The following is a 13,311-nucleotide window of genomic DNA, read 5'->3' on the forward strand; positions in this document are numbered from 1 at the left end:
ATGCAACATGTCACATACGTATTTGTTCTATAGAAAATGCATACGCTTCAAGAGTACCAGGGCGCTACTTATTTTCAGGGATATTTAATTCATGCCCTGCGCACTTGCCAAAGATGAGTTGCAAAACATACTTCTAATGCAAGGGAAGAGGAGATCAACGGGTCAACATAACTAGCTTTGTGACCACGCAAAAATCAAAGACGTTATATAGCAATAACTGATGGAGAAACCCTCTTCGTCACGTGAGTTACGTCTTTCGCAATCTTCCATCTTAGCTTAGTACACGCTGGCATTAGAAGTCTGATGAGGAGAACGCCACGAGAATGCACATCGGCATCAACGCACAGTTGTTATCCTACGGTCAGAGCTATCGCAATGGTGGTGTCAGCCGCTATATTCGCTATTTACTCACCCAGATTGCTAAAGAACCCGGGGATCACACCTATACAGTATTTGTAAATGGACAAGATGTCATAGAGCAGCTTGAACAACATCCACAAATAACCTTTGTTTCCGCCCCCTGGCCCGAGTCAAAACCGGCGGTACGCATTGCCTGGGAACAATTCACGTTGCCCAGGTTGGTACGCCAGCGACAGATTGATGTGCTCCATTCTCCAGTCAATGTACGGCCTGAATACTTGCCAGCTCGCTGTGCCAGTATTGTAACCATCCATGATCTGGCCTTTTTACGTTTCCCACATGTGCTTACAGCCCCCAAACGCCTGTACCATCAGACTTTTACTATTCGGAGTTTAAAGCGGGCCTCGATGCTTATCACAGTATCTGAGAGCACAAAACGCGATGTTCATGAGCTGGTTGGAATTCCATACGAGCGTATTCAGACTATTTATCCGTGTATCGACGAGCGTTTTTCGAACGTTTCAATAGAAGACAGATTAGATACATTCCGCGAAAAATATGGCGTTGCGGAGGGTTTTATTTTATACCTGGGCACTTTAGAGCCGCGCAAAAATATTGCTACCTTGATCGATGCCTATGCGCAGTTAAGACAACAGTACCATATTCGTGAGAAACTCGTGCTGGCAGGCGGCAAAGGCTGGCTCTATGATACAATTTTTGAAAAAGTGCGCCAATCAGGTTTAGAGAAAGAGGTTCTATTCCCGGGCTTTGTCTCGGATAGTGAACAGGCTCTCTGGTATCAAAGCGCTTCGGTCTTCGCGTATCCTTCACTTTATGAAGGCTTTGGCATTCCAGTCGCGGAGGCACTGGCCAGCGGTACACCTGTAGTAACCTCGAACATTTCAAGCCTCCCTGAGGCGGGAGCCGGACTGGCCCTGTGCATTGATCCAAATGATATGCATGCTCTGTCTGGTGCGCTCTATCAAGCTTTGACTGACCCGGCTTTGCGTGAGCGGTGCCGACAGCAGGCATCCACGGTCGCACAGCGCTTCTCGGCTCAAACGATGGCAGCAAAAACTATCGCAGCGTATGAACAGGCTGCTAAAATACATCAATCACAACGTATAACGTTTGTTCAATAGTGTGAGATAGTATAAATATTATGGCTCGAATTATAGAGAACAACGAACCTACACCTGGCGCGAGAACGACCACTGAGGTAATGCATGAAATGATGGGCGGAGCAACTGGACCAATCACCAAGGTCATTTCCGAGCGCCGATCGATCCGTCGCCATTGGCGTATCGCTGAAACGGTCTTCATGATCGTTTTAGATACGCTTATGATTCTTGCGGCCTGCTACCTGGCCTACTTCTTGAGATTTAAAACCCTGCTAAAAAATCCAGTCCTGGATTGGCTGAAGCAGCAGATTTTCGGCTACTATACATCCGCGGCCCCCGATAATAATCCAAAATTTTCTTCTTATATGTTGCTATGGGCGGGTGTAGTTGCTTGCTTGATCATCATTTTTGCTATGCGCCGCCTCTACCATATTCGCCTGACTGGTAACTGGTTCCGGCAAGCCTGGTCAATTGTGATCTCAACTACTATCGGGATGGCCTTTTTAATCACGTACTTTTTCTTTTTTCAAAATACCAATCAATATGATCCTGATACCCTGGTGCCTAATTCCCGCCTCTTAATTCCATTTATATGGTTTGCAACCATAGTAGTGCTTTGTACGGGCCGCTTGATCGTCTCAGGCGTGATGGGCATGCTGTATCGCATGGGACTTGGAGAGACGCGGGTACTGGTGGTAGGCTCAGGACGCCTGGGTAAGATGGTAATGCAGTGCCTGGCCGCCAGCCCTAATCTGGGCTTTTCGGTCGTTGGCTTTCTACATGATATGACCGAGCCTCCTGGCGACTTTGGCCGCTTCAAAATGTTGGGCACCATCGATGATATTGGGATGGTCATTCGCTCTATGCAGGTAGATGAGGTAATTATTGCCCTGCCTTCACATCTAAATAATCATGCGATCCGCAGCGTTAAGCTGTGCGAGCGTCTGGGTGCTTCATTTAAGTTGATCCCAGATCTCTATGAGCTTAATCTCTCGCGCATCGATATGGAGAGCATTGAAGGTATTCCGTTGCTGGGCATCAAGCAGGCTTCACTAAACACGCCGCAGCGTATCATCACACGCACAATCGATATCGTCATCTCATCCCTGGCTTTGATTATTGGTTCGCCTATCTACATCTGTATCGCACTGGCCATCCTGTTTACCTCACCAGGCCCCATCATTTATAAGCAGGAACGTGTGGGATTGGATGGTAAGCACTTTAAGATGTTAAAGTTCCGCTCGATGTATAAAGATGCTGACCAGCGCCTGGCCCAGCTACTCAGTCAGAATGAGGCCCAGGGACCAATCTTTAAGATGCGCGAAGATCCACGCGTTACATCGGTTGGCCGCTTTATCCGCCGCACCAGCCTGGATGAGATTCCTCAACTTTTCAATGTGCTCAAAGGCGAAATGAGCCTGGTTGGTCCACGACCACCACTGCCACGCGAGGTGGCCCAGTATGCGGAATGGCAGAAGGGACGACTGGCGATCAAACCTGGTTGTAGCGGACTGTGGCAGATCCGTGGTCGCAGCAATATCAGTTTCGATGAAGGGGTGTTGATGGACATCTATTATATTGAAAACTGGTCGCTGCGCCTGTATATACAGATTCTTCTGCGCACAATTCCCGCCATCTTATTCAGCCGAGGAGCATATTAAAAGATGAAAGTAGCTTTAGTGCATGATTACCTCAACCAAATGGGGGGAGCTGAACGTGTAGTGCTGGCGTTTCATGAAATTTTTCCGGATGCGCCTCTCTACACATCGATCTATGATCCTAAACGTGTCGATCCTGCATTTCAAAAGATGGATATTCGCACATCTTTTATGCAAAAGATGCCCTTCATCATGAAGCACCATCAGCCCTATCTGCCTCTCTATCCCTTCGCGATGGAGAATCTGGATCTGCGCGGCTATGACCTGGTGTTGAGTAGCTCCAGCGCTTTTGGCAAGGGTGTAATCACGCGACCAGGAACCATGCACATCTGCTATTGTCATACCCCTATGCGCTGGTGCTGGAACTATGAAGAATATGTGGAGCGCGAACAACTGGGAAAGGTCGCTCGCAGCGTATTGCCATTTATGATGACAGGTCTGCGTGTCTGGGACCAGACCAGCTCGCAGCGCGTAGATCATTTTATCGCTAATTCGCCGACAATTGCTGAGCGCATTCGTAAGTATTATCGGCGGGAGGCTGCCTATATTCCGCCCCCGGTCGATGCACAGCGTTTCCCTTTTGAACCAGACGTGCTGGCTGGAGATTATTTTCTAGCCCTTAGTCGCCTGATCCCTTATAAGCGGCTTGATCTAGCGATCCAGGCCTGCAATCGTCTCCAGCTGCCACTGGTGATTATTGGTGGTGGACGAGACGAGGAACGCTTAAAGAAGATGGCTGGTCCGACTATTCGTTTTATGGGCCGCTTATCCGATGAAGAGGTCATCTATTACTTTAAACACTGCCGGGCCTTCCTTTTCCCCGGTGAAGAAGACTTTGGCATCACGCCATTGGAGGCACAGGCCTGTGGTCGCCCTATTATCGCCTACGGGGCCGGTGGCGCCCTGGCATCGGTCATCGATGGGGTAACAGGCGTCTTCTTTCAGGAACAGACCGTAGAGAGCCTGGTACAGGTCCTGGCGACCTTTGATGAGCGTCGCTTTGATCCACTGGTCATCCACAATCATGCCCTCGACTTCGATACCTCACGCTTCAGTCGTCGCATCCTCCAATTCATTGAAGCCAAGATGAGTGAGGAGAAATCTGTATTGTCATTCTCCGCTAATGATCTGGCACTCTAGTGTGCGGACGGGCGCTGGCGCGCCCGCACCTTTTTTTGTGAGGTGTGGAAGTGCGCGGGACGCACTTCCACACCTCACAAAAACGTTTGTACGCTCTTTCGCTCCTCATAAGAAACATCTGTACGCACTTCCACACCTCACAAAAACGTTTGTACGCTCTTTCGCTCCTCATAAGAAACATCTGTACGCTCCTCTAAACCCCACAAAACATCTGCTGCTTTTTCACATCCCACAAGAAACATCTATATGCTCTTTCGCGCATCAGCGCTTATATTTTTTTATTGGATTTTGTAGGAAATGTGCTTCGCACATTTCCTACAAAATCCAATAAAACGAGTTCGGGCGCGCCAGCGCACGCCCGCATGAAAACAACATGCTCCCCATAGACATAAAATATATCCATAGCATTTGCATATAAATTGCCGGATTCCGGCAATTTATACCATTTCCTAGCACCTAAGTACAACTTGTTGACAGTGGAAATTAGAGCCTTTATAGTAAAACAGGTTTATTGGATTGTGGAGTAAACTAAAAAAAGATAGATTTACTCTACCTTTTCCATACGTAAAGCATGCAGTGTATATCAAACACTAAAAACATAAAGGTATTTCATGGTCAAGCGGGCATTGACCATTATTACAAGCGGCATTGCAGCCACTAGCCCACAACACATCAGAGCATAACGTTGCGACTTACGAGGAGGACAAGCATGCAAGGACGAGAAGATCAGGGGAGTGGATCATTCGAAAGGCCATCAACGCAAGGACTTCCCTCTCTTAACGGAACAAATAAGCATCGCGCAGTCATGCGCAATCCCAATGAGGGCACCAGTAAACATCAGGCAATTCAACAGGTGATCTCACAGAAAACCAGTGAGCATCGTGCAATTCCCAAACGCCCAACAGGCATGGCACGTGTAGATACGCCTCCCGAGATGCCACGTGTGCCACGTCCTATTCATGAAGAGACCCAACCACAAAAGCTGCGCAAGCGTATTTTATTATTTGGCGGTATTTTTCTCATTCTGTCTATCATTGCCTGTACAGTTGGATACTTCCTGGCGACTGGCATCAATGTCAGCGCAGGACCAAGCGTGACGGCCGCGGATTTCTTGAATGCATTAAACACAAAAGATTATGCTCAGGCCTATAAAGACCTTGGCCCGGCCATTACGATCCGTATGTCACAAGATCAATTTACCAAACAGGCTCAGGTGCTCGATACTTGTTATGGACCTGTGAAGGACTACTCTGAAGTAGCGAACAGTGCGCAGAATCAGGATAATAGCCAGATCTATTCTTATACTATTAAGCGCACAAAAGGATCTACCACCGTTCCCTATAAGATGCAGGTTACGCTGCAAAAAGATCTAGATGATGGGAGCTGGAAGGTCACCGATTATAGCAATGATATGGGGCCAGGACAGCCTGTGCCAGCGTGTAGCAAATAGATGGAATAAAAGGAAGCACCTGTCAGGCGCTTCCTTTTTTCTAGCGTTCCTCTATCAGCATCAGCCTCTTTCTCATTATCAGGAAAAAGCACTCTCCCCGGTAATAGCCTGACCAATAATCAACGTATGAATATCATCTGTCCCCTCGTAAGTGAAGACAGACTCCAGATTATTCATGTGCCGACTGATAGGATATTCTAGCGTGATACCATTGGCGCCTAAAATGGAACGCGCCTCGCGAGCGGTATGTAAAGCCTCACGCACATTGTTGCGTTTGGCCACAGAGATTTGCACTGGATGTAATGTCCCCTGGTCTTTGAGCCGTCCCAATTGTAAGGCCAGCAACTGTGCCTTAACCAACTCGGTCGCCATAATCACCAGCTTTTGTTGCACCAATTGGAAACGAGCAATGGGCTGTTGAAATTGTTCTCGCGTCTTAGCATAGTCCAGGGCCGCTTCATAGCAAGAGCGCGCGGCTCCTACAGTCCCCCAGGCAATACCGAAGCGTGCTTCATTCAAACATGATAGCGGCCCACGCATACCTCGAACGTTGGGTAGCATATTCTCAGCCGGAATACGACAGTCCTCAAAATGCAACTCAGAGGTCACAGAAGCTCTCAGAGAAAGCTTACGGTGAATATTGCTGGTAGTGAAGCCAGGCGTGCCACGCTCGACCAGGAAGCCACGTACGCCATCTTCTGTGCGTGCCCACACTACTGCCAGATCAGCAATGCCACCATTTGTAATCCACATCTTGGTTCCATTAAGAATATAAGAAGCACCATCTCGGCGCGCAGTGGTGCGCATATTTGCCGCGTCACTACCAATGTCAGGCTCGGTGAGGCCGAAACAACCAATCACCTCGCCCCTGGCCATCGGCGGTAACCAGCGTTGCTTCTGCTCTTCTGATCCAAAGGCAAAAATAGGGAACATCGCCAGCGAGCCCTGTACTGAAACGAAGGAGCGGATACCACTATCCCCCGCTTCCAGTTCCTGACAGGCCAGACCATAGCAGACCGCGCTCAGGCCCGCACAACCATAACCATCTAAATGCATCCCTAACAGGCCCAGCTCGGCCATTTCGGGAATGAGTTCACGGGGAAAGGTGCCAGCCTCAAAGTGCTCTCCAATAATAGGCATGACACGTTCACGTACAAATTTACGTACAGTATCGCGTACCATACGCTCTTCCTCGGAGAAGGTTGAGTCAAGCGCGTATAAATCGCTTGCCGCAGGCAGCGGCGCCTGTGCAGTTCCATGGGAATGGGCCACCGGGGACCGTTCAGTCATAATAATTACTCCTCTTCAATCGATGCCTGTCCATGCACATACAGCGAGCTATTCAACAATAAATATCTCGTCAGCACTACTATTATAGCGTATATTCGCTCGCCAGTGCTTCCTGACCTCAGAGAGAAGAGTACTACAACTTTTCACAATTTCTATCGTAATAAAAATACTTACGCTAAAATATCTGCATAAGCATTACTATATAAATATATGTATATATATCTGTCCAGGAAGGATTCACATGCCCAAGGTTAAAAGAAGAGCCTACCGCGCAACCACTCGAAAAAGGCGGTCAAAACTGACTCTTTCTTCCGCCTTCCAGCTTTCTGTTGTTGTCGTGGCTAGCCTGGCAATTGGGGTCAGTATCATTAGTCTGCTTATCTCTATGCTGACACCTCGCCTGGCATCCAGGCTCACCGGGTCCGCCGGTCCCTATAATGTAGCTGGCCAACCCACCATTAGTGCAGATTTTATCAATGCGGTGCTCGATCATTATCACTCACCTGCCAGTGGTAAGGGACAGGCACTCTACGATAAAGGTGTCAAATATGGCATCGACCCAGCCTATGCGCTGGCATTTTTTATGCAAGAAAGTCAGATGGGGACCCAGGGTGTAGCAGCCATCACCCACTCGCTGGGCAATATTCGCGCGACCGATGGTTATCCCAGCTATCATGGCTATCGCAAGTATAATACCTGGGAAGATGGCTTTGAGGATTGGTACAAGCTGATCTCACAGCAATATGTTCAAAATTGGGGTCTGACCACGGTCGATCAGATTATACCAGTCTATGCTCCGAACAGCGACAATAACAATGAACAACAATACATCAGTTCGGTTGAATACATGGTTGATCGTTGGCGTAGCGGAGATGTAGCGATCTCCTGACAAAAAGAAAGAGAGCAAAAATCGCTAGCCCGCGATTTTGCTCTCTTTCAGATAACATCAAACGGATCACTTAGTGTAGCGAGGTAATATCACCACAGGCAAATGGATCATTGTCTGTTTGTGACTTCAGGCTCCCTGCTCCCAGGTGAATATTGACGTACCAACCATTACGCGGAACCGAGCTAATATTCGGGATGATGGTCATGGAAGTTCCATCACCCGCAGCATTAGCAATCACAGGCTTAAGGTCGTACTTGATTGGACCCTGACTGGCACAACTACCAGTGTGTATATGGGCCATATGCTTGGAATTCGGAACTAATCCCTTCACATTCAGCTCAACTGTGAGTTTACTATTATCCACAGTCAGCTGTGCATCCCCACTGACAGCCTGGTTAGGCGCAAATGAAGTTGCCAGTGTTGTCTGTACATTCTGTGATGACCTGGGTGAGGCGGATGGATTAAAGACATTGGCGCAGGTAATAGGCATAGATTGATTGCTAACGCTCATACCTGGTCCATTGCTCACATCCACATACCAGCCAGTCTCAGGAATGCCACTCGTCACATTTTTGACCTTAGTAATTACATCCGCAAAACCAATCTGCGTGGTTTTGACGGCAGATAGATCATAGACGAGCTTACCTTCGCTTTTACAACTCCCCGAGTTGATATGCGCCGGGTGCGTGCTCTTAGGGGTCAGACCCGTTAAAGCCATATGAACCGTCAGAACATGAGAAGTATGGTCCCACATAAGTTCTACCGTACCAGATGGACTATGACGAATGATGGCGCTAGCCGAGTTGACTGTTGCACTGGTTGGTGTCGCGGCAGCAGATCCATCTGGATTGTTATTTCCCGAGTCACATGCTGAGAGAAGCAATAGTGTCGCTCCTAGCAACAGAGCAAAGTGGATAAAATTTCGCTTAACAAGATTTTTTGTAAGCATTTTGACTCCTTTCCCATATTTACATCCCCACGCCCATATTATAACTATATGCGATTATACTGACAAATTTAATGTTTTAAATATATACGTTTAACCTGCACAATAGTACATGGATATTCACCTGGAATGTGCACAAAGCACATAAAAAAGAAAGGGGAAATGCTTGCGCAGCAGATTTGCTAATGAGAATTTTATCCTATGCAATTCAGGTCAGAGAGCCAGATAGCTGGCTTTTTGATGTTCGTTCAGAGATCGCAGGGAAATCACGAGCAAGCGATACGATGGACATTATTTCATGTGTGGAGTGTGTGTGGTGGACGGCCGCGGCCGTCCACCACACACACTCCACACTCCCAACCCGGCGCCGCAGGCACCAAAGAGGAACAAGAAAAAAGCCCTGGTTTGGGTCGAAAACAGATTGACCACCGGGCATGAAAACATGTATCATAGAGGAACACACAATCAATCAAGAACTTGTATTGAAGATCCTGGCGCACATTTTTTATATACAGTGCTGCACCGAAAAAGTAGACGGAAACCATGCGAACATCTTTCTGGAATACACTTACACAACCAATTATCGGCCTGGCCCCTATGGATGGCGTTACTGATGCCCCGTGCCGAACAATGCACGGCCTGCATGGGCGCCCTGATATCATCATGACCGAATTCACAAACGTAGAGGGGCTCTGGCGTGGTAGCGATCGCATTTTCCGCGATTTCCTCTATACACCCGCCGAACGGCCAGTGGTGGCACAGATCTTTGGCTGCCGCCCGGAATACTTTTATAAAGCGGCCCATATAGTCTGTGAACTTGGCTTTGATGGCGTTGATATCAATATGGGCTGTCCCGCCAGTAGCATCGCTAATAAAGGGGGGGGCGCAGCTCTGATTCGCCTGCCGGAAACTGCTAAAGCGATTGTTCGTGCTACCCAGCAGGGGGTACGCGATTGGGCCAATGGCCAGACCCTGGAAGACTTAGAAATGGACCCGCAGCGTATCCGCCAGATTCGACAGATGAATGTGGATCGGGCACGCACCTGGGGGGAACCACTTGAATACGAGCGCCGCCTGCTCCCGGTCTCTGTTAAGACACGACTGGGCTATGATTCAATCGTCGTAAAGGATTGGATGCAGGAGTTGCTGGAATTAGAACCCGCTGTTATCTCTCTCCATGGGCGTACATTGGTACAACACTACAAAGGTGAGGCTAACTGGGACGCGATCGCTACTGCGGCCGAAATAGTGCGTAAAACCGATACGCTCATTCTGGGCAATGGTGACATTCATAGCCTGTATCAAGCGGCGGAGCGTATCCGCACCACTGGCGTCAACGGGGTTTTGATTGGGCGCGCTACCTTTGGCAATCCCTGGCTTTTCAAGAATAAGGAGCTGCTTAAACAATTGCTCCATGACGGGATCAAGCCAACACCTGAGAATTTGCCTGACATTATGCCAACGCGCGAAGAACGTCTGTTAATGGCCCTGGAGCATGCTCGCACACATGCCAGAATCAAGGGGCAGAGTCACTATATTGAGATGCGAAAGCATATGGGGTGGTACCTGGGTCATTTCGCCGGAGCCAAACGTGTGCGTAATGAACTGGTGCGCATCAACACCCTGGACGAAGTTGAAGAGATTATCCAGCGTGCCCTTGAAGAGCCAGATCTATCTGATGACTCTAATATTCAGGTACCAGCCATCGAGGTTCATGACTCATCATTAGATCTCAGCTGTTCGGCCTGATAACGTTTATATTCACCCCCCAAAAAAAAGAGGCAGAGCGTTCACTGATTATGAATGCTCTGCTTTTCTCTACTTCCAGGCTTTTTCTTCATAGAACACAGTTTCTGAGTACACAACAAGAGAAGCGCGTTAACAATACAATGAGATACGTCATTGTGTATGAATGAAACGGGTATTGGACATATCCCACATGGGTTCGCCGACTTTGGAGAAGGGATATGTAGACTACGGTGGCCGTGTTTAGATAAAAAATGCCTGCATCTGGTCAGACAAGAACGCCTTCGATCTCACCAACTAACTTCTGGATCTCGCGTAAACGTTGTTCGGCAATTTCGACGTTCTCCAGGGCCTGCGCTAAAATACGTGCTTCGAGCGATGGATACGTTTCGACTATCTCGGGATCAATAGAGCCACCCAGCAGCTCTAGAGCGCGGCTCAAATTGTTTTCCAAGGTTCCAATTGACATTGCTTGTTACCTCTCCAAAGCATAGAATTCAGATACTACCAATGGGACGATCTATATAAACAGTGTCTCACCAAGAATAAACGCGCTCTCCGTACTACCTTTTACTACGTAAGCACATGCTCATTAGTTACACCCATGAGCATGCAATTGAGTTTAATCCTCTGCCTCTATGTTTATATTATACTAGACGCAAACAGAGAACCGAACGGGGACTTGTTTCTTCCTGGCAATGCACAATACTGTGGTATTACAGAATTGCTTTACTTCTCAACCAAACCTCTATCCATCTACGTGATTTGAGTATCTACGTAATTTCATATTTTGATTACTCGTTTTTGTCTTCTAAATTATCTATTCCGTGAGCATAATACCAGGGTTTTTCAGACAATACAACAAACAGGTACCTCTGTGCTTAGATCCTTGCTAAAAAGTCCACGCCTTAACCAGAACCTTGCCTATTGCTATGATCATATGCAGCATAACAATACCCTTTAGTCCATGCAAACACAACTATAACTATATAGATCATTGAAAATGATTAAATACCTAACCTATTCAGAATGGAACATGTTGAAACCAGGCAAAAATGAGAGTCGTATACAAAGGGATGCCAATAGATTGGTAACACATGATTAACTTAAATTACATGTTTTGACCTCCTGCAGCAATGCAGGCGTTTGGTGAAAGAAGGATAAAGATGCAAAAGAACTACTCAACCCACAGTGCTGAAATTACAGTCAATGCTCCTGTCCATCAGGTCTATTCTCTGTTCACCCACTTTAATGATTTTCCAAAATTCATGAGTTTTGTCAAAGAAGTTACCTATCATGATGACCAATCTAGCCACTGGGTAGCTGAGGTGGTAGGCCGCCATGAGTGGGACGCGGTCAACGAAGAGTGGATTCCTGACCAGCAGATCGGCTGGCGCTCCACTAATGGGCTTGAGAACTTTGGTAGAGTGACTTTTAGCCCCATTTCAAATGACCAGACAAGAGTTGATGTCTCGATCAATTATAATCCACCGGCAGGTGTTCTGGGTGATGCAGGCGAGAAATTGGGCGCCGGTAGCCGCTTTCAACAGGCCCTTGAGCACGATTTGAATCATTTCGCCGAACTGGTAAATCAGTCACCCGCTGGTGCTCTCGATCCCACATCTTCCAACTATCTGTTCCATGCAGATAGCGCCGCCAGTAAGGGACAGACCACCAGCCGCCAGAATGAGACCATGCAGGATGATGCTAACTTTAACCGTACATCAACTGGCATGCCTACGATGGATCGCGACATTACTGGCACTACTAACGATCGTCTGGCAGCTAACGACATCGATACTGGCGCTATTCCTGTCGAGCCAGCTAACGTTACACCAGAAGAAAATGCTTTTGAAAGAGGGCGCAATAACTACTAAGCCAGCGACTTCTAAGTTTAATATTAGAAAGAGCAGACACGCATATGATGGCGTGCCTGCTCTTTCTGTACTTTCTTAAAGACACCCTGGCAGCTTATAATGATAGGATAGAATTATACCCACCCAGCCATCCCATCAATCAGTAAAAAGAGGTCTGGTACATACATATGAAAAAGAAACACAAGTCACAACCACAAGAGGTAGATATCGAACAGAAACAACAAGATTTAACGAAATTGCTAGACATTGTCGAAAAGGACATCGATAACCTGGTAGCGATTCGTCTCTCAGCTGAACGTGAGGCTGGCAAACACCAACAGATCATTGAGCGCGTTACCTATAATTTATTGGGTCGCCCTTACACTCTGTATGCCATTATGCTGATTGTACTGTGCTGGATTATCTACAATATTGCTTGCCCGATATTTGGGCTGCAACGGCTGGATCCCCCACCGTTTTCGGATCTGCAGGGATTGGTTAGCTTTATCGCCCTGCTCACGACAACTGCAGTCCTTATTACTCAGAATCGACAGGGCAAACTCGATGATCAGCGCTCACATCTAGATCTAGAAATGTCTATGCTAGTGGAACGCAAGGTCAGCAAAGTGATTGAGCTGCTGGAAGAGCTGCGTCGCGATATGCCTACGGTAAAAGATCGTCACGATACGCAGGCGGAGATTATGAAGGAGAGCGCGGACCCTGCCCAGGTGCTGTCAACATTCCAACAAAATTACGAGGATGTAGTCAACGGAGAACAGGCACCTTTCTAGTAGTATGCCGTTCAATCGTATGAGCGCAGCTGCCTGACAGGCGCTCTTGTTTGCTCGCTGCTGC

Annotated in this window: 11 protein-coding genes; 8 read left to right on the top strand and 3 right to left on the bottom strand. The window is 47.7% G+C overall.

Features of this window, described 5'->3' with window-relative positions; translation table 11 throughout:
• The first annotated feature begins 323 nt into the window (after positions 1-323).
• From EL645_RS05870 to EL645_RS05885, 4 genes are all read left to right on the top strand, one after another.
• Positions 324-1,502: a glycosyltransferase family 4 protein gene (locus EL645_RS05870; protein WP_126549152.1), complete on the top strand. Its 1,179-nt coding sequence runs from the start codon at positions 324-326 to the stop codon at positions 1,500-1,502.
• Positions 1,503-1,522: 20 nt separating this feature from the next.
• On the top strand, positions 1,523-3,142 hold the full coding sequence (locus EL645_RS05875) for a sugar transferase (RefSeq protein WP_126549153.1): 1,620 nt from the start codon (positions 1,523-1,525) through the stop codon (positions 3,140-3,142).
• A 3-nt stretch (positions 3,143-3,145) separates the two neighbouring features.
• Positions 3,146-4,279: a glycosyltransferase gene (locus EL645_RS05880; protein ID WP_126549154.1), complete on the top strand. Its 1,134-nt coding sequence runs from the start codon at positions 3,146-3,148 to the stop codon at positions 4,277-4,279.
• A gap of 709 nt (positions 4,280-4,988) precedes the next feature.
• Complete coding sequence (locus EL645_RS05885) at positions 4,989-5,729, top strand: hypothetical protein (RefSeq protein WP_126549155.1); 741 nt, start codon at positions 4,989-4,991, stop codon at positions 5,727-5,729.
• A 78-nt stretch (positions 5,730-5,807) separates the two neighbouring features.
• Here EL645_RS05885 and EL645_RS05890 read toward each other — a convergent pair whose 3' ends face one another.
• Positions 5,808-7,019 (bottom strand): acyl-CoA dehydrogenase family protein, encoded by a 1,212-nt coding sequence (locus tag EL645_RS05890; protein ID WP_126549156.1) that lies wholly within the window; start codon positions 7,017-7,019, stop codon positions 5,808-5,810.
• A gap of 241 nt (positions 7,020-7,260) precedes the next feature.
• Here EL645_RS05890 and EL645_RS05895 point away from each other — a divergent pair, with 241 nt between their 5' ends.
• Complete coding sequence (locus tag EL645_RS05895; RefSeq protein WP_126549157.1) at positions 7,261-7,908, top strand: glucosaminidase domain-containing protein; 648 nt, start codon at positions 7,261-7,263, stop codon at positions 7,906-7,908.
• A gap of 70 nt (positions 7,909-7,978) precedes the next feature.
• Here the strand turns inward: EL645_RS05895 and EL645_RS05900 are convergent, their stop codons facing one another.
• Positions 7,979-8,857: a CHRD domain-containing protein gene (locus tag EL645_RS05900; protein ID WP_126549158.1), complete on the bottom strand. Its 879-nt coding sequence runs from the start codon at positions 8,855-8,857 to the stop codon at positions 7,979-7,981.
• Between the two features lie 540 nt (positions 8,858-9,397).
• Here EL645_RS05900 and EL645_RS05905 point away from each other — a divergent pair.
• Positions 9,398-10,603: a tRNA dihydrouridine synthase gene (locus EL645_RS05905; protein WP_126549159.1), complete on the top strand. Its 1,206-nt coding sequence runs from the start codon at positions 9,398-9,400 to the stop codon at positions 10,601-10,603.
• A 265-nt stretch (positions 10,604-10,868) separates the two neighbouring features.
• Here the strand turns inward: EL645_RS05905 and EL645_RS05910 are convergent, their stop codons facing one another.
• Positions 10,869-11,069: a hypothetical protein gene (locus tag EL645_RS05910; protein ID WP_126549160.1), complete on the bottom strand. Its 201-nt coding sequence runs from the start codon at positions 11,067-11,069 to the stop codon at positions 10,869-10,871.
• Between the two features lie 697 nt (positions 11,070-11,766).
• On the opposite strand from EL645_RS05910, the gene EL645_RS05915 reads away from it, so the two are divergent.
• Positions 11,767-12,477: an SRPBCC family protein gene (locus tag EL645_RS05915; RefSeq protein ID WP_161977154.1), complete on the top strand. Its 711-nt coding sequence runs from the start codon at positions 11,767-11,769 to the stop codon at positions 12,475-12,477.
• A gap of 167 nt (positions 12,478-12,644) precedes the next feature.
• Positions 12,645-13,247, top strand: coding sequence for a DUF1003 domain-containing protein (locus EL645_RS05920; protein ID WP_126549162.1), 603 nt, complete (start codon positions 12,645-12,647; stop codon positions 13,245-13,247).
• The last annotated feature ends 64 nt before the right edge of the window (positions 13,248-13,311 follow it).

Origin of the sequence: Dictyobacter kobayashii (genome assembly GCF_003967555.1) — a bacterium.
GTDB classification, from domain to species: Bacteria; Chloroflexota; Ktedonobacteria; order Ktedonobacterales; family Ktedonobacteraceae; genus Dictyobacter; species Dictyobacter kobayashii.

Coding starts and splice junctions, on each gene's coding strand:
- EL645_RS05915 (WP_161977154.1), top strand. CDS start 11,767: ATGCAAAAGAACTACTCAACCCACAGTGCTGAAATTACAGTCAATGCT.
- EL645_RS05880 (WP_126549154.1), top strand. CDS start 3,146: ATGAAAGTAGCTTTAGTGCATGATTACCTCAACCAAATGGGGGGAGCT.
- EL645_RS05895 (WP_126549157.1), top strand. CDS start 7,261: ATGCCCAAGGTTAAAAGAAGAGCCTACCGCGCAACCACTCGAAAAAGG.
- EL645_RS05890 (WP_126549156.1), bottom strand. CDS start 7,019: ATGACTGAACGGTCCCCGGTGGCCCATTCCCATGGAACTGCACAGGCG.
- EL645_RS05905 (WP_126549159.1), top strand. CDS start 9,398: ATGCGAACATCTTTCTGGAATACACTTACACAACCAATTATCGGCCTG.
- EL645_RS05920 (WP_126549162.1), top strand. CDS start 12,645: ATGAAAAAGAAACACAAGTCACAACCACAAGAGGTAGATATCGAACAG.
- EL645_RS05885 (WP_126549155.1), top strand. CDS start 4,989: ATGCAAGGACGAGAAGATCAGGGGAGTGGATCATTCGAAAGGCCATCA.
- EL645_RS05910 (WP_126549160.1), bottom strand. CDS start 11,069: ATGTCAATTGGAACCTTGGAAAACAATTTGAGCCGCGCTCTAGAGCTG.
- EL645_RS05875 (WP_126549153.1), top strand. CDS start 1,523: ATGGCTCGAATTATAGAGAACAACGAACCTACACCTGGCGCGAGAACG.
- EL645_RS05900 (WP_126549158.1), bottom strand. CDS start 8,857: ATGCTTACAAAAAATCTTGTTAAGCGAAATTTTATCCACTTTGCTCTG.
- EL645_RS05870 (WP_126549152.1), top strand. CDS start 324: ATGCACATCGGCATCAACGCACAGTTGTTATCCTACGGTCAGAGCTAT.